The 19,868-nt window shown below is 69.1% G+C and carries 19 protein-coding genes; 6 read left to right on the top strand and 13 right to left on the bottom strand.

All coding sequences use genetic code 11. From position 1 onward, the window contains the following. Positions 1-12: 12 nt before the first annotated feature. The 9 genes from BM424_RS24250 to BM424_RS24205 form a co-directional block, all read right to left on the bottom strand. The gene (locus tag BM424_RS24250; RefSeq protein ID WP_093422381.1) at positions 13-771 is read right to left on the bottom strand and encodes an SDR family NAD(P)-dependent oxidoreductase; all 759 of its coding nucleotides are present in this window, start codon (positions 769-771) and stop codon (positions 13-15) included. A gap of 28 nt (positions 772-799) precedes the next feature. Then, a complete protein-coding gene (locus BM424_RS24245; RefSeq protein WP_093422378.1) occupies positions 800-2,752 on the bottom strand; it encodes a flavin-containing monooxygenase in 1,953 nt (650 codons plus the stop codon). Positions 2,753-2,780: 28 nt separating this feature from the next. After that, positions 2,781-3,734: an alpha/beta hydrolase gene (locus BM424_RS24240; protein WP_093422376.1), complete on the bottom strand. Its 954-nt coding sequence runs from the start codon at positions 3,732-3,734 to the stop codon at positions 2,781-2,783. Between the two features lie 99 nt (positions 3,735-3,833). Then, positions 3,834-5,372 (bottom strand): FAD-binding protein, encoded by a 1,539-nt coding sequence (locus tag BM424_RS24235; RefSeq protein ID WP_093422373.1) that lies wholly within the window; start codon positions 5,370-5,372, stop codon positions 3,834-3,836. 314 nt (positions 5,373-5,686) lie between these two features. Next, complete coding sequence (locus BM424_RS24225; RefSeq protein WP_281248798.1) at positions 5,687-6,136, bottom strand: flavin reductase family protein; 450 nt, start codon at positions 6,134-6,136, stop codon at positions 5,687-5,689. Positions 6,137-6,308: 172 nt separating this feature from the next. Next, positions 6,309-7,232, bottom strand: a complete 924-nt coding sequence (locus BM424_RS24220) for an aldo/keto reductase (protein WP_093422459.1) — start codon at positions 7,230-7,232, stop codon at positions 6,309-6,311. A gap of 15 nt (positions 7,233-7,247) precedes the next feature. After that, positions 7,248-8,318 (bottom strand): 2Fe-2S iron-sulfur cluster-binding protein, encoded by a 1,071-nt coding sequence (locus BM424_RS24215; protein WP_175548249.1) that lies wholly within the window; start codon positions 8,316-8,318, stop codon positions 7,248-7,250. A 2-nt stretch (positions 8,319-8,320) separates the two neighbouring features. Continuing rightward, entirely contained in the window at positions 8,321-8,536 is a 216-nt protein-coding gene (locus tag BM424_RS24210; protein WP_093422365.1) for a hypothetical protein, read from the bottom strand. A 69-nt stretch (positions 8,537-8,605) separates the two neighbouring features. Continuing rightward, a complete protein-coding gene (locus BM424_RS24205) occupies positions 8,606-9,799 on the bottom strand; it encodes a 3-ketosteroid-9-alpha-monooxygenase, oxygenase component (protein WP_093422363.1) in 1,194 nt (397 codons plus the stop codon). A 229-nt stretch (positions 9,800-10,028) separates the two neighbouring features. On the opposite strand from BM424_RS24205, the gene BM424_RS24200 reads away from it, so the two are divergent. The 6 genes from BM424_RS24200 (at position 10,029) to BM424_RS24175 (ending at position 16,143) form a co-directional block, all read left to right on the top strand. Next, positions 10,029-11,213 carry an acyl-CoA dehydrogenase family protein gene (locus BM424_RS24200; protein ID WP_093422361.1) on the top strand — a complete coding sequence of 395 codons (1,185 nt, stop codon included), beginning with the start codon at positions 10,029-10,031 and terminating at the stop codon, positions 11,211-11,213. Between the two features lie 30 nt (positions 11,214-11,243). Beyond that, positions 11,244-12,122 carry an alpha/beta fold hydrolase gene (locus tag BM424_RS24195; protein WP_093422359.1) on the top strand — a complete coding sequence of 293 codons (879 nt, stop codon included), beginning with the start codon at positions 11,244-11,246 and terminating at the stop codon, positions 12,120-12,122. Then, on the top strand, positions 12,119-13,006 hold the full coding sequence (locus BM424_RS24190) for a VOC family protein (RefSeq protein WP_093422356.1): 888 nt from the start codon (positions 12,119-12,121) through the stop codon (positions 13,004-13,006). Before BM424_RS24195 ends, BM424_RS24190 begins: the two co-directional genes overlap by 4 nt. 418 nt (positions 13,007-13,424) lie before the next feature. Then, positions 13,425-14,333 (top strand): acetaldehyde dehydrogenase (acetylating), encoded by a 909-nt coding sequence (locus tag BM424_RS24185; protein WP_093422354.1) that lies wholly within the window; start codon positions 13,425-13,427, stop codon positions 14,331-14,333. Then, positions 14,330-15,358 carry a 4-hydroxy-2-oxovalerate aldolase gene (gene dmpG, locus BM424_RS24180; protein WP_093422351.1) on the top strand — a complete coding sequence of 343 codons (1,029 nt, stop codon included), beginning with the start codon at positions 14,330-14,332 and terminating at the stop codon, positions 15,356-15,358. Before BM424_RS24185 ends, dmpG begins: the two co-directional genes overlap by 4 nt. Further along, positions 15,355-16,143, top strand: a complete 789-nt coding sequence (locus BM424_RS24175; RefSeq protein WP_217649820.1) for a 2-keto-4-pentenoate hydratase — start codon at positions 15,355-15,357, stop codon at positions 16,141-16,143. Before dmpG ends, BM424_RS24175 begins: the two co-directional genes overlap by 4 nt. Before the next feature lie 16 nt (positions 16,144-16,159). Here the strand turns inward: BM424_RS24175 and BM424_RS24170 are convergent, their stop codons facing one another. The 4 genes from BM424_RS24170 to BM424_RS24155 are packed head-to-tail and all read right to left on the bottom strand — an operon-like array spanning position 16,160 to position 19,851. After that, positions 16,160-17,380 (bottom strand): NAD(P)/FAD-dependent oxidoreductase, encoded by a 1,221-nt coding sequence (locus BM424_RS24170; RefSeq protein WP_093422349.1) that lies wholly within the window; start codon positions 17,378-17,380, stop codon positions 16,160-16,162. Further along, entirely contained in the window at positions 17,377-17,694 is a 318-nt protein-coding gene (locus BM424_RS24165) for a 2Fe-2S iron-sulfur cluster-binding protein (protein WP_093422347.1), read from the bottom strand. The genes BM424_RS24170 and BM424_RS24165 overlap by 4 nt, the downstream gene beginning before the upstream one ends. 31 nt (positions 17,695-17,725) lie before the next feature. Further along, positions 17,726-18,940 carry a cytochrome P450 gene (locus tag BM424_RS24160; protein ID WP_093422345.1) on the bottom strand — a complete coding sequence of 405 codons (1,215 nt, stop codon included), beginning with the start codon at positions 18,938-18,940 and terminating at the stop codon, positions 17,726-17,728. Positions 18,941-18,957: 17 nt separating this feature from the next. Then, complete coding sequence (locus BM424_RS24155; RefSeq protein WP_093422342.1) at positions 18,958-19,851, bottom strand: SDR family NAD(P)-dependent oxidoreductase; 894 nt, start codon at positions 19,849-19,851, stop codon at positions 18,958-18,960. Positions 19,852-19,868 lie beyond the last annotated feature (17 nt).

Here is a 19,868-nt window from a genome sequence, read left to right as displayed (position 1 = left end):
CCCCGCCCGACCTCAGCGCGTCTGGCTGCCGCCGTTGAGGTCGATGGTCTGGCCGGTCAGCCAGGACGCCTCCGGGGAGGCGAGATAGACCACCGCGGCACCGGCGTCCTCGGGATTGCCGCGACGGCCCGTCGGGATTCCCGCGGCGACCCCGCTGGTGTCGGTTCCGCGCCCGGCGTTGCTCATCAGACCCAGCGCCAGCACGTTCGCGGTGATGCCCGCGGGTGCCTCTTCCTGGGAGATGTGGCGGATGAAGCCCTCCACACCGCTCTTGCCCGAGCCGTAGAGCGCCACGCCCATGCCCAGGCCGACTCGGCCGGCACCCGACGAGATCTGCACGATCCGCCCCCAGCCCGCCTCACGCATGCCGGGCAGGACGGTGTGCACGCAGTTCATCGCGCCGAACAGGTTGATCTCCACGGGGGTGCGCCACTTCGCGGGGTCGAGATCGCGGAACGGCCCGTAACCCATGTCGCCGATGTCAGCGGGGATTCCCGCGTTGTTGACCAGCACGTCGACCGTCCCACCGAGGTCGGTTCCGGCCTTGGCCACCCCGGCGCGCACGGCGTCGAGGTCGGTGACGTCGAAGGGCGCAGGGACCGCCCGGCCGCCGGCCTGCTCGATCTGCGCGCAGGTGTCCTCGGCCCGCCCGAGGTCGAGGTCGTTGACGGCGACCGCCGCACCCTGCCCTGCCAGCGCACGGGCCATGCCGGCGCCCGCGTTGCGGCCGGCTCCGGTGACCAGCGCGATATGGCCGGTGAAGTCGAACATGACGATTGTCCTTCCAGCAGTGCTGTTTTCACGGGTGCAGCAGCAGGTCTTCCGGGTTCGGGGCGCGCAGCATCGTCCAGTAGTCGACCAGTCGCCACGGGCACGACACCCACGCTCTCCCGGCGGCGTTGCGGTAGTAGCCGTTGGCCGTACCCGGGTGCTGCCAGACGGTCCGGTCCAGCTCGGCGTCGACCCGGGCGTTGTAGGCGTCGGTGGCCTCGACGGTCGGTTCGGCGGCGGAGTGGCCGCGGTCGATGAGGAACCGGAGGGTCTCGACCGCGTAGTGCACGTGCTCCTCGCTCGTCACGTTGTGCCCACCACCGTGGTTCGGCGCCGAGTTCGGCCCGGCCGTGACGAAGAAGTTCGGGAACCCCGGCACCGTGATGCCCAGGTAGGCGCGCGGATCGCGGCTGTGGTCCCACTTCTCGGCCAGCGTGACCCCGTCGCGGCCCACGACATCAAGGAAGTTCAGGTACTCCAGCTTGAAACCGGTCGCCCAGATGATCACATCGGCTTCCAGGAACTCCCCGTTGGCCAAGCGCACTCCGTTGGGCTCGATACTGTCGAAGGTCGTGCGGTGCAGCGCCACGTCCTCGCGGCGCGCAGCGGCGAGGAAGCCGGGGTCCTTGACGATGCGCTTGGCGAACGGCGGAAAGTCCGGGGTCAGCATCTCGACCAGGTCGGGCCGGTCGCCCAGCTCCTCGTGCAGGTGCTTCAGGCAGATCTGCATGAGCGCGTCGTTGGCCGGTGAGCAGGAGACGTGCTCGGCGTTCCAGTCGGGGTCGATGCGAGGGATCTGGAAGCTCTTGTCGGCGGTGAACCAATGCGTCACCAGCCGGTACCACTGGTGGAAGTACGGGATGTGCCGCAACGCCCAGCGCACGTCCTCGTCCACTCCGGACACGACGTTGCGCTCCGGGGTGATCCAGTGCGGTTGGCGGAACACCACGTCGAGGTGCTCGGCCCGTCCGGCGAGATCGGCCACGACCTGCACGGCTGTGCAGCCGGTGCCCAGGACGACGACGCGCTTGCCGTCGAGCTCGACCGAGTCGTCCCATTCGGCGGTGTGCATGGCCACGCCCTCGAAGGTCTCCGCTCCGGCGATCTCGGGGATGGAGGCGGCGTTGAGGATGCCGGTGGCGGTGATGACGGCCTTGGCCTCGTAGACCTCGGTAGAACCACCGGGGCTCTGCACCCGGACGTGCCACAGCAACCGCTGTTCGTCCCACTCGCAACCCAGCACGCGCGTGCGTAGCTCGACGTGGTCGCGGACCCCGTACTTGTCGGCCACGTGCCGCAGGTAGGCCAGGTACTCCGGACCCGTCGGGTAGAACTTCGACCAGTCCGGGTTGAGCTCGAAGGAGTACGAGTAGAAGTGGCTCGGGGTGTCCACTGCGGCACCCGGGTAGGTGTTGCGCGACCAGGTGCCGCCGATGTCGTCGGAAGCCTCGAAGACCCGGAACCCGATCCCGGCCTCGGCGAGCCCGACCGCCGCGTTGATGCCGACCATCCCGGCGCCCACCACCGCCACCCGGAACCCCTCCGGGGCCGGCCGGTGCTCGGGTTCGGAGGCGGGAAGCGGCGGGAAACCGGCCTGCTCCCGCAGGTAGGGCACGTACTCCGGGCCGATGTCGTCATCGGTGGCGACCCGGCTCATCTCCAGGAAGAGCTCGTCGTCGGGAACGTGCAGCTCGGGTACGAGCTCGGGGCTCAGCACCGCGTGGGCCCGGCGGCGCACCTCCTCGGCGACCTCGGCCGGGTACTCCCCCGGCGCTGATGCCGCTTCGGCCGCTCTCGCCTTCTTTAGCCGGGAGGCGAACTCGTCCAGCAGCGAACGGTCGCCGGTCATGTGCACCAGCGTCATCAGCAGCGGTCCCGGGGAGACCGCGTCGATCGCCGCGGTCAGCCGTTCCGGGTCCGCGTCGTGGACCGCGTTGACCGCGCGGGTCGAGCGGTCACCCGGAATCACCGACGTCGTCATCAATCCTCCGTTTCGTGAGCGCGCGGGGTCACCACGGCAGCGGGTGGGCGACCTTCGCGCGCAGGACACCGGCGATCTCGGCCAGTGCTTGCCTGCCGCGCGCCAGGTGGTAGAGCTGCATCAGGAACCCGTGGCCGACTCCCGGATACCGGGTGAAGGTGGTCTGCACACCGGCGTCGCGCAGCCGCTCGGCGTAGCGCTCGGACCAGTCGCGGATCGGGTCCATCTCCCCCACCGCCACGATCGCCTGCGGCAGTCCGCTCAGGTCGGGGGCGTAACAGGGCACCTCGTCCGGGCCGGTCGGGTCGGGTTCGCCCGCGCGGGCGAGTTCATGCAGGTAGAACACGTCGTCACGGGTCAGGCCGGGACCATCGGCGAATTCCTGGACCGAGGGCGCGGCCATGTCCCGGTCGAGCCCGCCGTACATCAGGACCTGGCAGAACAGCTGCGGTCCGCGGTCGCGGGCGCGCAGCGCCACGAGCGCGGCCAGGGTGCCGCCCGCGCTGTCGCCCGCCACCGTGATGCGGTCGGCGCGCACGCCCAGTTCCTCGGCGTGCGCAGCCACCCACGCGGTCGCGGTGTAGGCGTCGTCGACCTGGGTCGGCGGTGGGTGCTCCGGCGCGAGCCGGTAGTCCACGGCGATGACGCGATGCCCGGTGTCGGCGGCGATGGCGCGAGCGAGGGGCTCGAAGGAGTAGTTGCTCCCCATGACCATACCGCCACCGTGGAAGTACACGATCGCCGGAAGTTCCTCGTCCTCGGTCGGGCTGTAGATCCGCAAGGTCACGGTGCCCGCACCGCTGCGGATCTCCCGGTCCTCGACGGCCGCCATCTTCGGCATGTCCGGCGGGTGCGGCATCTGCTCCAGGCCCGCGCGGACCGCTTCCAGGCCGATCTCGCGCATCGTCCCCGCGCGCTGGTACCGGCGCTGCCGGTCCAGCGCCGCGAGATCCGGATCCAGGGCCGGGATGTGTGCCGACATCGACCTACCTCTCCTCGTTGACCCAGCGGATCCGAGTCTTCCGGCTCCCGACCGGTCCAGCTCGTGCGATTCCCGCTGATCGGGACACCTGTGCGCTGGTCACACCCGCGTGCGCATGTCGAGTGCGGCGAGGTGGCTGAAGACCATGCAGGAGCCGATGGGATTGCCTCCGCCCGGGTAGACCGTTCCCGACACAGCCGCCATGGAATTGCCCGCGGCGTACAGGCCGGGGATGACCTTTCCGGCGTTGTCGAGGACCCGCGCGTGTGCGTCGGTGCGTAGGCCACCCTTGGTGCCCAGGTCGGAGATCCCGAACGCCGCGGCGTGGAACGGTCCCTTCTCGATTGGCACCAACGGCGAGCGACCGTCGGTGAACGCTCGGTCGTAGGGCTCGTCGCCGCGGTGGAAGTCCTCGTCCCGGCCCGCCGCCGCGAAGGTGTTGACCCGGGCCACCGTGCGCACCAGGTTCGCTGCGGGCACGGCGATCTTCTCGGCGAGCTCCTCGATCGTGTCTGCGCTGTGCCACAGACCGGCGTCGACGAAGTCCTGCGTCCGCCCCATCGGAACACTGGTCGAGTGCACCGGCGGACGAGGCCCTTCTCGGTCGTCGTAGATCATCCAGTACGGCAACCGGATTCCGCCTTCGGCGACGCGATCGAGAACCACTCGACCGATCCGGTCGTAGGCCCAGGACTCGTTGACGAACCGCTCGCCGGCATCGTCGACGAACAGGCCGCCGGTGAACCACAACGAGAACGTCGAGCTCCCGTCCGGGTGCGTGATGCCCGGAGACCACCAGGCCTCGGACATCAGAGCCGTGTCCGCGCCGACCTCGATCGCGGCGCGCATCGCCGCGCCGCGGTTGGTCTCGGGCCCCATCGCGTCGCGCGCGGAACCGGGAACGCCGTGCGCATCGCGCATCGCCTGGTTCCGCTCGAAACCGCCCGCAGCGATGAGCACGCCCCTGCGCGCGCGAATCCCGCGCCGCGCGCCGTGCTGGGTCACCAGCGCCCCGGCCACGCGACCGTCGTCGCCCCGCACGAGCTCGTCGCACACCGCGGTGGTCCGCAGCTCGACACTGTCCTTCTTCGACAGCGCGAGCAGCAGGCGGCCGATCAGCGCCTGCCCGCCGAACACGAGATCCGGCAACGGTTCTCCGGCCCGCTCGGTTCCCAGCGGTGGCCGGATCAGCTCGCGCAGGTCGCCCAGCCGCTCGGGCGGGAGCGGGGTGGCCATGATGTGGCGTCCGGTGGTGCTGGCCTTCGGCGCCGAACCGAAGTAGTCCGGCCACGGGAACGCCACGAACTCGAAGTCCTCGTCAGCTTCGAGGTAGTCGATCAGCGCGGCCCCGTTGTCGAGGAACGCGTCCTGCAGCTCGCGCGGCACGCCGTCGCCGACCACGGCGTGAAAATAGGCCTTCGCGTCCTCCAGCGCGTCCTGATCCCCGGCGCGCCTCAGGGCTGCGTTGCACGGGAACCACAGACCACCTCCCGAGTAGGCGGTCGTCCCACCGACGACACCGCTCGCTTCCACGACGACGACCGACAGGCCCTCACGGGCGGCGGTGTAGGCCCCTGTGAGAGCACCACCACCGGAACCGACGACCAGCACATCGCACTCGTCCCACTCCGCACTCACCGCAGCACCTCACTCACTCGTCTTCGCGAATACGCTGATTCCCAAGCTCGTTCCGGATGCCGTGCCTCAGCAGCCCGAGCACCGGCTGTCCCGAACACGCTCGGTTCCGCGCGCAGATGGGCAACCTCGCGCGCTTTCCGGCAGACCGACCTGATCACCGTTTCCCGAGTGATTCCACCTCGACGGCGTCGCGCAAGCGCCCCAGCTGACCGCTGCAGTGCTCCCGGCACCGCTCGACCGTCACGGAGGTGGCGCCGACCTCGCGGAACTCGGTGCGCCGCCTCGCAGCACCGCCCGGGGTCCAGCGGCCGATGTCAGGCGGCGACGTCGAGTTCGTGACCACCGCGGAAGAACAGCAGCGGGCGTCCCTGACGCTCGACGTGCAGGGAGTCGACGCGTCCTACGACGATCTCGTGGTCACCACCGTCGTGGATGGAGTCGATCTCGCAGTGGATCCACGCCAGGGTTCCGTCGAGAACGACCTCCCCCGCCCCACCGGTTCGCCATTCCACCGCGTTGAACTTCGCTCCCTGACGGGATCCGAAGGCAGTGCACACGTCACGCTGGTCCTCCGCCAGGACGTTGACCGTGAACCGTCCGCTGGAGCGGATGCGCGGCCAGCTCATCGATTCCCGGCCCGGGCAGATCAGCACCAGAGGTGGATCCAGTGACACCGCGCTGAAGGACTGGCAGGCGAACCCGGCGGGGCCGCCATCCCGCATCCCGGCTACCACGGTCACTCCGGTGCAAAAACAGCCGAGCACGTTGCGGTACTCATCGGACGGCACCACCGCTTCCCCTTCCTCTGGATGATTCGACTCGATCCTCCATCGAAGCGATGCCGACGCCCAGCGCTTCTCCCGCTCATCGGTCGGCGTCCTGCCGGAAAGAGAAACGGGGCGGACCGATCGGCCCGCCCCGTTACGTCCACCGTGGTCACTTGAGTTCGGTGAGGTCCTGCTCCGTGAGGCGCCACCGCGCGGCGGCGACGTTGGCGTGGACCTGCTCCGGCCGAGTAGCACCGGTGATCACCGAGCTCACGTCCTCCTGGGCGATGAGCCAGGCGATCGCGAGTTCCAGGATCGTGTGGTCGCGCTCCTCGGCGAAGGCGGTCAGCCGCTCGACCTCGTCGAAGTTCTCATCGTTGACGACCTTGTCCGCCAGGAAGCTGAGCGTGTCGAAACGACTGCCCTCCGGGAACGTCTCGCCCTTGCGGTACTTGCCGGTGAGCAGACCTGACGCGAGCGGGAAGTAGGGAATCACGCCCAGCCCGTTGCGGCGGGCGGCGGGCACGATCTCCGCCTCCACCGCGCGGTTGAGCAGGTTCCACTCGATCTGCGTTCCGGTGAACCGACTCAACGAGCGCCGCACCGCGATGTCCTCCGCTCGTTCCACCTGCTCGGCTGAGACGTTGGACGACGCGACGTGCAGCACCTTGCCCGCGCGGACGAGTTCGTCCAGGGCCTCCAGCGCCTCGTCCTCCAGCGCCTCGGCATCCGGGTAGTGCTGGTAGAAGACGTCGATCCGGTCCGTGCGCAGCCTCTGGAGGCTGCCCTCGCAGCCTTCCCGGATGCGTCGGGCCAGCGCACCCGGCGCGTAGTCCTCGTCCTTCGGCCGGGGCAGGAACTTCGTCGCGATCACCACGTCGTCCCTGCGTTTGCCCAGGCATTCCCCGATGATCTCCTCGGACCGGCCGCCGCCGTACATCTCCGCGGTATCCAGGTGCGTGATGCCCGCGTCCAGCGCGGCGTGCAGCACCGCCCGCGAGTCCTCCAGCTCCAGCTTCATCCCGAAGTTGTTGCACCCCAGGCCGATCACGGACAACTCCGGCCCATCGGTACCGAGCCGACGCTTCTCCATCTGCGAACCTTCCACTCACTCGTCGTAGGTCAGTGCGACCACATCGGTCGCCGGCAGCGCCTGGCACCCGAGCACCAGCCCCTCCGCCAGGTCCTCCTCCTCGAGGACCTCATTGCGGGTCATGGTCACGCGACCGGCTGTGACCCGACAAGCACAGGCACTGCAGGCGCCTTCACGGCAGGAGAACGGAGCATCCAGGCCCGCCGAACGCAGCACGTCAAGCAGGTGCGCCTCCCTCGGCCAGTCGAGTTCATGCCGCTGCCCGTCGAGGTCAACCGTCACCCGCGCCCCCTGCTCACCACCGTCCTCGGCCGACCGCGGCCGAGTCCCCTCGAACGGGTCACCCGTGAGCGAGACGAATCGCTCGACCACGATCCGTTCCCGATCCACGCCGAGGTCACGCAGCGCCGCGGCCGCGGCGTCCATGAAGGGTTCGGGGCCGCAGAGGAATGCCGCGTCCCGCCCGGCGAACGGACCGAGAAGACCTCGCATCCGCGCCTCGGTAGGCAGCCCCTCGACACTCTCCAGCAGGTGCGACACGCTCAGCCGGTCCGGGTACCGCTCGCTGAGTTCCCGAAGGCGTTCGGCGAAGATCACCGAGTGCTCGTCCCGGTTGGCGTAGCAGAGCACCACCGACCCGGTGCCGCGCTCCAGCACCGAGCGGATGATCGAGAGCATCGGGGTGATGCCGCTCCCGCCGGCCACGAGCAGCAGGTCTTCCTCCAGCGATCGTGGCACGAACCGCCCCGAGGGCGGCAGGACCAGGATCCGATCGCCTGCGCGCACCTCGTCGCACATCCAGTTCGACACCGCCCCGTCGGCCACGCGCTTGACCGTGACGGCGAGATGCCGATCCAGGTCCGGCGCGCTGGACAGCGAGTAGCAGCGCGCCGCCGCCTGCCAGCCCGGCATCCGCAGCGTGAGGAACTGACCCGGCCTGTAGCGGAAGCGCTCCGCGAGCTCATCAGGCACGTCGAAGACCACGGTCTTCGCATCGCGCGTCTCGTTCACCACGTCGCGGACCAGCAAGCTGTGCCCTGCCCCTTCCGGGAGCACCACATCACGGCCGGTTTCAGCGGTGGACACGCTCACTGGTCCGCCACCTCGATCGTCCCGGTCCGCACTGCGTTCTCGATCGAAGCGCGCATCTGCGAACAACCCGGCCGCAGAGCACGTTCGGTCAGGTTCGTGGGTGCGAGCTCCGCGCAGCGGTTGGTCTCGGTCCACTGCACCGAGGTGTGCGCGAGACTGTTCTTCTTGACCAGGACGTGATTTCCGCAGCGGTGGCAGTCGAGGGGTTGCACGGCGTCTCCCAGTTCCGTTCGGTGAGGTGTCGAACCGGGCATCGGGACTCACCCCGACGCCCGGACGGATCAGCGGGTTCCGGCCTCGGCTGCTCGTTCAGCCTCGAAGCTCTCCACCGCGGGATCGGAGGTGATGAGCCGGCCCGCGGCGATGTTGTCGGCGACCTCCTGCTTCCAGAACGAGACCGCGCGTTCGGTGTCGATCTCGAACTCGAAGCGCTGCGTCATCTCAGGAGTCACGTCCTCGACGTCGACGTAGAACTGCTCGTACCAACGACGGAGCTGGTAGACCGGCCCGTCTTCCTCGCACAACAGAGGATTGTCGATCTTGGTCTTGTTTCGCCAGATCTCGACGTCCTGCACGAAACCCTTCTCCACGCCGGCAGCGAAGGCCCTCGCCATCTCGGTGGCCTGCTCATCGGTCATACCCTCGGGTTTCTTGACGCTCACGCCCCACTGCAGCACGAAGCTCGTGGCCGACACCGGGTAGTGGCAGTTGATCAGCGCGGTCTCGATGGTGCCCAGCGGGGAGTCGTTCCACAGGTAGTCGATCATGTATGAAGGCCCGTAGTAGGCGGCTTCGGAACGGCCGACGGCGTCGTCGCTCTTGGAGTAGTTGGTGCCGATGTCGACGTCCGGTCGTGGACGCGAGTTCATGTGCTGCGCAGCGATGTGCCCCTCGAAGGTGTTCTTGAAGAACGTCGGGAACGAGTAGTGCACGTAGAAGAAGTGCGCCATGTCCACGACGTTGTCGACGATCTCCCGGCAGTGCGAACCCTCGATAGTGATGGAGTTCCAAGTCCAGTCGGTCCAGCCGTCAGACTCGATCTCCGGGATCGTGACGTCCTCAGGTGGTGGATTGCCCTGCGGGTCGTGCCAGACGAACAGCTGACTGTTGCGCTCCAGCACGGTCCATGCGCGAGTGCGGGCGCGTGGCGGAACTCGCTTGGCGTAGGGAATGCTCTGGCAGCGGCCGTTGCCGCCCCAACGCCAGTCGTGGAACGGGCACGCCACGGCATCGCCCTTGATCTCGCCGCGGGAGAGATCGCCTCCCATGTGCCTGCAGTACGCGTCGAGCACGTTGAGCTTCCCCGTGCTGTCGGCGAAGACCACCAGCTTGGTCCCAAACGCCTCGATCGGATGCGGGCTGCCGTCACGGAAGTCCTGGGCCAGACCCAGGCAGTGCCATCCCCGTGCGAACCGGGTCGGCGGCGCGACGGCCTCGATGGTCCTGATCTCCTCGTCGGTTTCAGTGGCGGTCATGGGTACCTCCGTGTCGGCGGCGCCGCGGACGGCGGATGGGTGCATCTGCTCCCGGCGGTTCCCGACCGACGCTAAGCATCGCCGCCGCAGCGTTCCAACGTTGTTCCCGCTCATCGGGAAGCCCGCATGCTCCCGATGAGCGGGAACAACGGTCGGATCCGAGCGCAGTCATCCTTAGCGTCGGCTGCATCGCCGCCGTGGCGGCATTCACGCAATCGCTGGAGGAACCATGACGCACGAAGTCGTGCAGAAGGTCGAGGCCCTCGGACCGCGGTTCGCCGCAGCCGCCGCCGAAACCGAGAAGCTGGGCAAGCTGTCAGCCGAGTCCGTAGCGCTGGTCCGCGAGGCCGGCGTGATGCGGATGCTCCAGCCCAAGGACTTCGGAGGTTTCGCCGCGCATCCCCGCGACTTCGCCGAAGCGGTCATGGCTGTGGCCCGCCACTGCGGCTCGACCGGCTGGGTCTGCGGAGTCGGCGGTGTGCACCCCTGGGAAATGGCCTTGTGCGACCGCAAGGTACAGGAGGAGGTCTGGGGACAGGACTCGCAGACCTGGATCGCCTCGCCCTACATGCCCAGTGGCGTCGCTGTGCCCACCAAGGGCGGATACGTGCTCAACGGACGGTGGCAGTTCTCCTCAGGAACCGACCACTGCGACTGGATCTTCCTCGGAGCCATGGTCGGTGGCGCGGACGGCAAGCCGGTCACCCCACCGAACGGGCTGCACGTGATCCTGCCGCGTGCGGACTACACGATCGTCGATGACTCCTGGAACGTCGTCGGCCTGGCCGGGACCGGAAGCAAGGACATCATCGTCGAGAACGCTTTCGTGCCGGCCTACCGCACGATCTCGGCTTCCGAGGTCGCCGAAGGCGAGACCGCCGCCGAGCGGGCGGGCCGCACCGAGACGGTCTACCGGCTGCCTTTCTGGTCGATGTTCCCGCTGGGCATCACCTCCGCGGTCGTCGGGATCACCGAGGGGGTGCTCGAACACCACCTCGCCTACCAGCGAGACCGGACCATGTCGACGGGCACCAAGATCAAAGAGGACCCGTACTCGCTCTACGCGATCTCCGATGCCGCCGCCGAGATCGCGGCCTCCCGCGCCCAGCTGCTCGACGGCATCACCCGGCTCCACGACCTCGCCGAAGCGGGCAAAACCATCACCTTCGAGCAGCGCGCTCTCGTGCGCCGCAACCAGATTCGGTGCGCGTGGCGGGCTGTGATGGCCGCCGATCAGATCTTCAGCCGCTCCGGAGGCAACGCCCTGCGCCTCGACAACCCGCTCCAGCGGTTCTGGCGCGATGCCCACGCGGGACTCCACCACGCGATCCACACGCCCGGACCCACCTACCACACGGCGGCCTTGACCGAGATGGGCATCGACCCGGCTCCCGGGCAGCGCGTGATGATCTGACACTTCCGCACATTTCAACGAAGGAGGCCCATGACCACCGGCAATTCCGAACTCCGGGAGCAGACCTCCCGCACCCTCGGCGGGGCGGAACCGCTGCACTACCACCGGGCAGGCGAGGGGCGTGGTCTGCTGCTGATCCACGGGTCCGGTCCGGGCGTGAGCGGCTGGGCGAACTTCGGGGCGAACGTCCCGGTGTTCTCCCGCGATCACACCGTAATCATCCCCGATCAGCCGGGATTCGGCGAGAGCCATCGCCCTGATCTCACCGCCGCACCGTACTCCACGACATCCGTGGACGCGCTGCTGCGCGTGCTCGACGCCGAAGGGCTCGACACCGTCGACGTGGTCGGCAACTCGCTGGGCGGGATGGTCGCGACCTCTCTCGCGCTGGAGCACCCCGATCGCGTTCGCCGCATGGTGTTGATGGGGCCCGGTGGCATCGCGCCACCGCTGCTGGCACCCCAACCGACCGAAGGCATCCGGCTGCTCATCGAGTTCTGCGAGGACCCCACCCGCGAGCGGCTGGTCTCCTGGATGCGCGCCATGGTGGGTGACCAGCGGTTCCTCACCGAGGAACGCATCGAGGAGCGCTGGAAGACCGCGTCCGCGCCGGGCGGCGTGGACTTCGTCCGGGACTTCTACCGCGCCGCCATGCGTCCCGGCGCCGCCGCCGGAACCCCGCTGTGGGCGAGGACGGGCGAGGTCGCGCATCCGGTGCTGCTGACCTACGGACGCGACGACCGCGTGACGCCCCTGGAATCCGCGCTGCACCCGCTGCGCACCCTGCGCAACGCCGAACTGCACGTGTTCCCCAACTGCGGCCACTGGGCCATGCAGGAACGCCAGAACGACTTCGAACGCGTGGTGTTGGAATTCCTCACCCGCGACGACCAGCAGGAGGAACGATGACCGACATCAAGGCGCTCGGCTACGTCCGGGTCCGCGCCACCGACATGCCGAAGTGGAAGGAATTCGCAGGCGAGGTCATCGGTTTCGCCTTCGGCGACGGACCCGCGGACGAGGCGCTGTACCTGCGCATCGACGAGCGCCCCGCGCGGCTCGTCGTGCTCCCCGGCGACACCGACCGGGTCGAAGCCGTCGGCTGGGAGGTCGGAGACGGTCAGGCACTGGCCCGGGTGCGCGAGTCCGTCGAGTCCGCGGGCGTGGCCACCAAGCCGCTTTCCCAGGAGGAGGCCGACCTGCGCCGGGTCGAAGCGGGCTTCACCTTCAACGCACCGGGCGGCACGCCGACCGAGATCTTCCACGGATCTGCGCTGGACCACTCCCCGCTGGCCACACCGTACGGAAACCGTTTCGTGGCGGGCGAACTCGGCCTCGGTCACGTCGTCGTGCCGGTCGACGACCTCGACGGCGCGTTCAGCTTCTACGACGAAACCCTCGGCTTCCACAACCGGGGCGCGTTCCGTCTGCCCACTCCGCCCGAGACCGGGCCGGTGCGGCTGCGGTTCATGGGCGTCAACCCCCGCCACCACAGCTTGGCGATCCTGCCCTCAGCAGAGCTGAAGTCCCCTGCTCTGGTGCACATCATGGTCGAGTGCGAAACCCTCGACGAGGTCGGCCGCGCTCTGGACCGCCTCACCGCCAAGGGGTATCACGTGTCCTCGACGTTGGGCAGACACACCAATGACAAGATGGTGTCCTTCTACGCCCGCACTCCCGGCGGCTGGGACCTCGAAGTCGGCTGCGAAGGCATGCTGGTCGACGACGACCACTACTCCGCCGAAGAGATCACCGCCGACAGCTACTGGGGACACCAGTGGGACTTCTCCTGACGGTGCATCACGGACGCTGAACCGGAGGCCGCAGCGCCCGTCGAACGCCGCGGCCTCCGCCGCACCTCCGCCAGGAACTCCCGAGATGCCGTTCCCCTCATCAGCCTTTCCACGTTCCCTTGTTCGACGTCCTTGCCAGGTTTGGCACCACGAACGGTGAGCATCACCACCGGGAGCCCGAACATGTCAACGCTGTCCGTCGTGCCGGTCTCCAGGATGGTCTTCTTCTGGTGCCCGACCCGCTCTGCGGGACCGACCCCACGGATCCAGCTGTCATTACCGCATCCAATCCGAAGACAGACCTGCGGACATCGGACGGTCCCGTTGAGCAGACGAGCCTCGAGTCACCCACCAATGAGTGTCCCGGTCAGCGGGCGAACGCATCTCGCCGCGCCCCGCCAGGCGTGAGAGTGCGAACATGACAGACAACCGAGTGACGGCGGCGATCGTCGGCCCGGGCAACATCGGCACCGACCTGCTGGCCAAGCTGGTCCGAAGCGAGATCATCGACGTCCGGTACATGGTCGGCGTCGTGGAATCCGACGGCCTCGCGCGGGCGCGTGCCCAGGGCATCGAGACCTCCGCGGACGGCGTGGACTGGCTGCTGCGGCAAGAACCGCTGCCGCAGATCGTGTTCGAGGCGACCTCGGCGAAGGCGCACATCGCCAACGCCCCGCGCTACGCCGAGGCCGGCATCCAGGCGGTGGACCTGACCCCGGCGCACCTCGGTCCGATGGTCTGCCCGCCGGTCAACGGAACCGAGCACCTCGACGCCCGGAACGTCTCGATGATCACCTGCGGTGGCCAGGCCACCATCCCGATGGTGCACGCGGTCTCGCGCGTGACCCCGGTGCCCTACGCCGAGATCGTCGCCTCGGTGTCGTCGCGCTCGGCCGGACCCGGAACGCGGGCCAACATCGACGAGTTCACTCACACCACTTCTGGTGCGGTCGCCGACGTCGGTGGTGCCGAGGAGGGCAAGGCGATCATCATCCTCAACCCGATCGAACCGCCGATGATCATGCGCGACACCGTGTTCTGCATGATCCGCCCGGATGCCGACCAGGACGCGATCACCGCCTCCGTGCACGCGATGGTCGCCGAGGTCCAGCAGTACGTCCCCGGCTACACCCTGCGCGCCGAGCCGCAGTTCGACCGGCCGCGCCCGGGGTGGAACGGCAACGCCCGCGTGGCGATGTTCCTGGAGGTCGCGGGCAACGGCGACTACCTGCCGCCCTACGCGGGCAATCTCGACATCATGACCGCCGCCGCGGCCCGCACCGGAGAGCAGATGGCCGCCGCCCGCACGAACGGAGCACAGGCATGAGCGCCCGACCGCCGCTGGCCCACGACGTCCGCATCATCGACACCACGCTGCGCGACGGTTCGCACGCCATGGCACACCGGTTCACCGAAGCCCAGGTCCGAGACACCGTCCGGGCGCTGGACGCCGCCGGGGTCGAGGTCATCGAGGTCACCCACGGCGACGGGCTCGGCGGTTCTTCGTTCAACTACGGCTTCTCGCACACTGACGAGAGGCACCTGATCGCCGCCGCCCGCGAGGAGGCCGCGCAGGCGAAGATCGCGGTCCTGCTGGTGCCGGGCATCGGTACCGTCGAGCACCTCAAGATGGCCCGCGATGCCGGCGCCGACATGGTCCGGGTGGCCACGCACTGCACCGAGGCCGACGTGTCACCGCAGCACTTCGAGGCAGCGCGCGAGCTGGGCATGGAGACCGCCGGGTTCCTCATGATGGCCCACCGCACCAGCCCGGAGGACCTGGCCAAGCAGGCGCGCATCATGGTCGACGCCGGTTGCCAGGCCCCGTACTGCACCGACTCGGCGGGCGCGCTGCTGATGCACGAGGCGCGCGACCGCTTCGAGGCGCTGGTCGCCGAGGTCGGTGACCAGGCGTGGGTGGGCTACCACGGGCACCAGAACCTCAGCTTCGGCGTCGCGAACTCGGTGATCGCCCAGGAGGTCGGTGTGCGCTACATCGACGGCTCGCTGTGCGCGCTGGGCGCGGGTGCCGGCAACTCCCCCACCGAGGTCCTGGCCGCGGTCTTCGACCGCCTCGGCGTGACCACTGGACTGGACGTGATGGGTCTGCTGCACGCCGCTGAGGAGGTCGTGCGCCCGTACCTGAACCGGTGGCCGAAGATGGACCGCAACGCGATCGTGCAGGGCTGGGCCGGGGTGTACTCGTCGTTCCTGCTGCACGCCGAGACCGCCGCGGAGCGCTACGGCGTGCCCGCGCACGAGATCCTCAAGCGCTGCGGTGAGCTCGGTTACGTCGGCGGCCAGGAGGACATGATCATCGACGTCGCGCTGTCCCTGGCGGCCGACCGGTGACCCCCGAACTGGCACGGCAGCGCGCCCTGGCGCTGTACCGGGCTCGGGCGACGCGCGAGCCGATCGCCCCGTTCACCGACGAGGATCCGACGCTGGGCATGGACGAGGGCTACGCCATCCAGCGCGAGCTGGTGTCGATGCTCCTGGCCGATGGAGACGACATCATCGGGCACAAGGTCGGGGTGACCTCGGCACCCATGCAGCGGATGCTCGGCGTCAACTCCCCCGACCACGGACCGGTCCTGGCTTCCACCCGATACCGCGACGGCGGCACCGTGAGCCTGCGCGGGTTCATCGCGCCGAAGATCGAGGCCGAGATCGTGTTCGTGCTCGGGACTCGTCTGGAGGGGCCGGACGTGACGGTGGAGCAGGCGCGGCAGGCCATCAGCGGGGTCGTGGCCGGGTTGGAGATCGTGGACTCGCGGATCGCGGACTGGCGGATCGAGCTGGCCGACACGGTCGCCGACCTGGCCTCCAACGGCGCCCTCGCGCTGTCGGACCGGGTCGTCCCGTTCGACGAGGTCGCCGATCCCCGGTTGGTGGGAATGGTGCTGTCCCGCAACGGAAACCTCGTCGACACCGGGGCCGGGGCTGCCGCGCTGGGCGACCCGGTCGCGGTGGTGGCCTGGCTCGCCAACGTCCTCGCCCGCAACGGCGTCGCCCTCGAACCCGGTCACCTCGTGATGACCGGGGCTCTGCACGCGGCGGTCCCGATGTCCGAGGGCGACGAGTTCTTCGCCGAGTTCGACCGCCTCGGCACCGTCCGGCTCACCGTCGGACCGTAGGTCGCCGCGGACATCGTCAGGTTCGGGCGACCAGGAGGTCCTTCAGCTTGCCCGGCAGCCTGGCGGTGTCCGCGCTGAGCGGCGTGCCCCCTGCGATGGCACGGCGGGCGGCCAGGAACTCGGCCGGTGCGTTGACGCATTCGGCCGCCACCAGGACGCCGTCGCGGTAGCGCAGCACCGTCTGCTGGCCCTCGCGCAGGGCGGGACGGACCACTTCGTCGTCCGAAGTGGCTGCCAAGCCCGCGATCTGGAGCTTCGCCGAGGGCTGTTCGGACCAGAACCACGGCACCCCTCGGTACGGGCGCGGATCGCCGACGAGCGTGGTCGCCGCCGCGCGGGCCTGCTCGACGGCGTTGTCCACGCTCTCCAGCCGCAACCTCGGCGATGGCCCGGGCACCGGTGACGGGTCGGGCAGGTTCGCGCAGTCCCCGACGGCCAGCGTCCGGCCGTCCGAGGTCACCGAGAACTCGTCCACCACGACACCGTTGTCGCACTTCAGCCCGGCACCGCGAGCCAGCTCGTCGACCGGTTCGACTCCCACGCCCACCACGACCAGCGATGCCCGGAGCCGGGTTCCGTCGGCCAGGTCCACGCCTGCCACCCGGTCGTCACCGACGATGCGCTGCGGGAGCACTCCGGTGCGCACCTCGATCCCGGTGCGCTCGTGGGCGCGGCGCACGAACTCCGCAGTGGCTGATCCCACGGCCCTGCCCATCAGCGCCGGCCCGGCTTCCAGCACCACGACCCGGCACCCGAGGGCGGCTGCGGTACCGGCCACTTCGAGCCCCACGAACCCGCCGCCGATCACCACCACCTCGGGTGCGCGTTCCAGTTCGGCGCGCAACGCCTGCGCGTCGTCGAGCCCCCGCAGCACGTGCACGCCCGGCAACTCGGCGCCGTCGATCGGCAATCGACGTGGCCGGGAACCGGTGGCCAACGCCAACCGCTCGAAGCCGATCCTCCGCCCGGACGCGGTGATCACGGCATCCGAACGCAACTCGGTCACCGCATCACCCAGCACCAGCTCGATGTCGTGCTCGGCGTAGAACTCCGCGCTGCGCAGTTCCAGCGAAGCGGCGTTGCTCTTCAGGAACGCCTTCGACAGCGACGGGCGGGCGTAGGGCGGGTGCGGTTCGGCGCCGATGATCGTCACCGGCCGGTCCCAGCCGAGTTCCCGCGCGCTGCAGGCGAGTTGGACGCCCGCCTGGGACGCGCCGACGATCAGCAGTCCGCTCACAGCTGCTCGTCCGCGATGACCACGTGCAGGTCCCGGTCGGCCAGGACCAGCTGGCAGGACAGGCGTGAGGTGTCCTCCCGATCCACGGCGGTGCCGTCGAGCATGTCCTCCTCGTCCTCGCTCGGCGCGGGGAAGGCCGCCAGCTCGTCGGCGTCGACGAACACGTGGCAGGTCGCGCAGGACAGTTCGCCGCCGCACTGGGCGACGATGCCGGTGACGCCGTTGCGCACAGCTGTCTGCATCACCGAATCGCCGGCAGCTGCCTCTACGACGCGTTCGGTTCCGTCAGGCAGGGTGTAGAAGACCTTGGGCATGTCAGGGCTTTCTTGTTCGATCAGGTGTCGGTCACCACGCCACGGGCATGGAGGTCATCGGCTGCGAGATGTGCTCGCTGCTGTAGGTGGGCTCGCCGTCCAGGCGCAGTCCGGGCAGTCTGCGGAAGAGCTCGGTGATGCCGACCTGCAGCTCCATCCGGGCCAGCGGAGCTCCCAGGCAGTGGTGCAGGCCGTGGCTCAGCGTCAGGTGCGGGTTGTCGGTACGTCCGATGTCGAAGCGGAACGGGTCGTCGAAGACCTCCGGATCGTGCCCGGCCAGGCCCGGGTCGACCGCGATGGCCTCCCCCTCCTTGACCAGCTGCCCGTCGATCTCGACGTCCTCGGTGGCCACGAACGGCACGAGGCTCCCACCCCCGCCCATCTGCAGGCTGACCGCGGTGCGCCCGTGCCGCAGCACCTCCTCGGCGGCGGTGGACGCGAGACCGTCGATGTCGGCCAGCAGGCGTTCGCGCTGGTCGTCCGAGCGCAGCAGCGCCAGCACCCCGGACGCCAAGAACGTCGCGGTGTTGTCGAACCCGCCGATGATGAGGATGAACGCGATCGGCAGGATCTCGTCGTCGGTGAGCGTTTCGTCCTTGTCACGGGCGTTGGCCAGCGCGCTGAGCAGGTCCTCGCGCGGCTCCTCGCGGCGGCGGGCGATCAGCTCGCTCATGTAGGCGGCCAGCTCGGCGACGTCCTGCCCCATCTCCTCGACGGTCTTGCCGGAGGTCTCCAGGAACGATGAACTCCAGTGCTCGAACCGCGCCCGGTCCTCCACCGGAACGCCCAGCAGGTCCGAGAGCATCTGGATCGGCAGCGACATCGCGTATTCGCTGATCAGATCACGAGTACCGCCCTTGGCGACCATCTGGTCGATGAGCTCGTTGGCGAAGGCCACGGCCGACTCGCGCATGGCCTTGACCCGGCGCGGGGTGATGCCCTTCTGCACGAGCTTGCGCAGCTTCGTGTGCTGCGGCGGGTCCTCGAACTGCAGCGTGGAGCGCAGCATGTCCGGGAACGGCGCCATGAACGGCACCTCGCGCTCACCGGTGCGGAACGGTTCGCGCACGAACCGCTTGTCGCTCAGCAGCTCCTTGGCGGCCTTGTTCCGGTGCACCACCCAAACGTCGCCGCCGACGGGCATGGTCACCTTGGTCATGGGTCGATCGCGCAGGATTGCGCGGATGTGCTCGGCGGCCTGCTCCATCGGAAGCGGGGCGAAGGGGTATTCGGCGGTCTGCGTCATCGCTGTCTCCTCGGAGGTCACTGCTCGGTCGGAATGGTCTGCGCTACGGCGTCCGGGGTGATCGCCATGACCTCGTCGAAGCGCTCGGCGACGATTTCCGGGGTCAAAGCCGCGTCGTGGATGCCGGCCGTGTTGACCACGGCCATACGGTTGACCGCGCCACCTGCGACGTTGAAGACCTCGCCGGTCACCGCGCAGGAGGGGTGGACGAGGTAGGCCGCGACCGGAGCGACGTGTTCCGGCAGGAGCTGGGTGCGCAGGTACTCCAGCACCTCCGGCGCCAGCGATTCCGCCGAGTTCTCGGCCATCCGCGTGCCCGCGCCGGGTGCTATGGCGTTGACGGTGATGCCGTGCGCGGCCCCTTCGATCGCGAGGTTGCGGGTGAGTCCGAACACCGCGCCCTTGGAAGAGCCGTAGTGGGTCATGAGCGGGTTTCCGAGCATGGCCGCCGAGATCGTGTTGACGATCCGCCCGCTGCCGGAGGCCTTCAGGTGCGGCCAGGCGGCGCGCGCCAGCAGCAGCGAGCCGAAGTAGTGCACGTCGAGGTGGCGCTGGTACTCGGCGAGATCCACCTCGTCGAAGCGCGCGGTGCGCACGATGCCAGCGTTGCTGATGATCGCGTCCAACTGTCCGAAGTGCTCGACTGCGGCCGAGACCATCGCTCCCGCACCGGATTCGGTGGACACGTCGGCGCGCGCCGCCACCGCGCTCCCACCGGCTGCGGTGATCTCGGCGACCACGGAACCGGCGGGGTCGCCGTCCTCGACGCCGGAGCCGTTGGTGCGGGCGCCGAGGTCGCCCACCACCACCGAAGCACCGCGCGAGGCCAGCAGCAGGGCGTGCGCCCGGCCGATGCCGCGTCCGGCACCGGTCACGACGACCGCACGACCGGTGAAGTCCAGGTTTTCCATGTGTTGTCCAGTCTTTC

It is taken from the genome of Saccharopolyspora flava, assembly GCF_900116135.1.
In the GTDB taxonomy this organism is placed as follows: domain Bacteria; phylum Actinomycetota; class Actinomycetes; order Mycobacteriales; family Pseudonocardiaceae; genus Saccharopolyspora; species Saccharopolyspora flava.
The sequence above is the reverse complement of the archived record's forward strand: the minus strand, read 5'-3'. Positions and strand labels throughout refer to the sequence as shown.

What these genes read in the sequence shown, in the direction of transcription:
- BM424_RS24185 (WP_093422354.1), top strand. Translation starts at nt 13,425, where the DNA reads ATGACAGACAACCGAGTGACGGCGGCGATCGTCGGCCCGGGCAACATC.
- BM424_RS24165 (WP_093422347.1), bottom strand. Translation starts at nt 17,694, where the DNA reads ATGCCCAAGGTCTTCTACACCCTGCCTGACGGAACCGAACGCGTCGTA.
- BM424_RS24240 (WP_093422376.1), bottom strand. Translation starts at nt 3,734, where the DNA reads ATGTCGGCACACATCCCGGCCCTGGATCCGGATCTCGCGGCGCTGGAC.
- BM424_RS24220 (WP_093422459.1), bottom strand. Translation starts at nt 7,232, where the DNA reads ATGGAGAAGCGTCGGCTCGGTACCGATGGGCCGGAGTTGTCCGTGATC.
- BM424_RS24200 (WP_093422361.1), top strand. Translation starts at nt 10,029, where the DNA reads ATGACGCACGAAGTCGTGCAGAAGGTCGAGGCCCTCGGACCGCGGTTC.
- BM424_RS24205 (WP_093422363.1), bottom strand. Translation starts at nt 9,799, where the DNA reads ATGACCGCCACTGAAACCGACGAGGAGATCAGGACCATCGAGGCCGTC.
- BM424_RS24190 (WP_093422356.1), top strand. Translation starts at nt 12,119, where the DNA reads ATGACCGACATCAAGGCGCTCGGCTACGTCCGGGTCCGCGCCACCGAC.
- BM424_RS24155 (WP_093422342.1), bottom strand. Translation starts at nt 19,851, where the DNA reads ATGGAAAACCTGGACTTCACCGGTCGTGCGGTCGTCGTGACCGGTGCC.
- BM424_RS24250 (WP_093422381.1), bottom strand. Translation starts at nt 771, where the DNA reads ATGTTCGACTTCACCGGCCATATCGCGCTGGTCACCGGAGCCGGCCGC.
- BM424_RS24195 (WP_093422359.1), top strand. Translation starts at nt 11,244, where the DNA reads ATGACCACCGGCAATTCCGAACTCCGGGAGCAGACCTCCCGCACCCTC.
- BM424_RS24245 (WP_093422378.1), bottom strand. Translation starts at nt 2,752, where the DNA reads ATGACGACGTCGGTGATTCCGGGTGACCGCTCGACCCGCGCGGTCAAC.
- BM424_RS24160 (WP_093422345.1), bottom strand. Translation starts at nt 18,940, where the DNA reads ATGACGCAGACCGCCGAATACCCCTTCGCCCCGCTTCCGATGGAGCAG.
- dmpG (WP_093422351.1), top strand. Translation starts at nt 14,330, where the DNA reads ATGAGCGCCCGACCGCCGCTGGCCCACGACGTCCGCATCATCGACACC.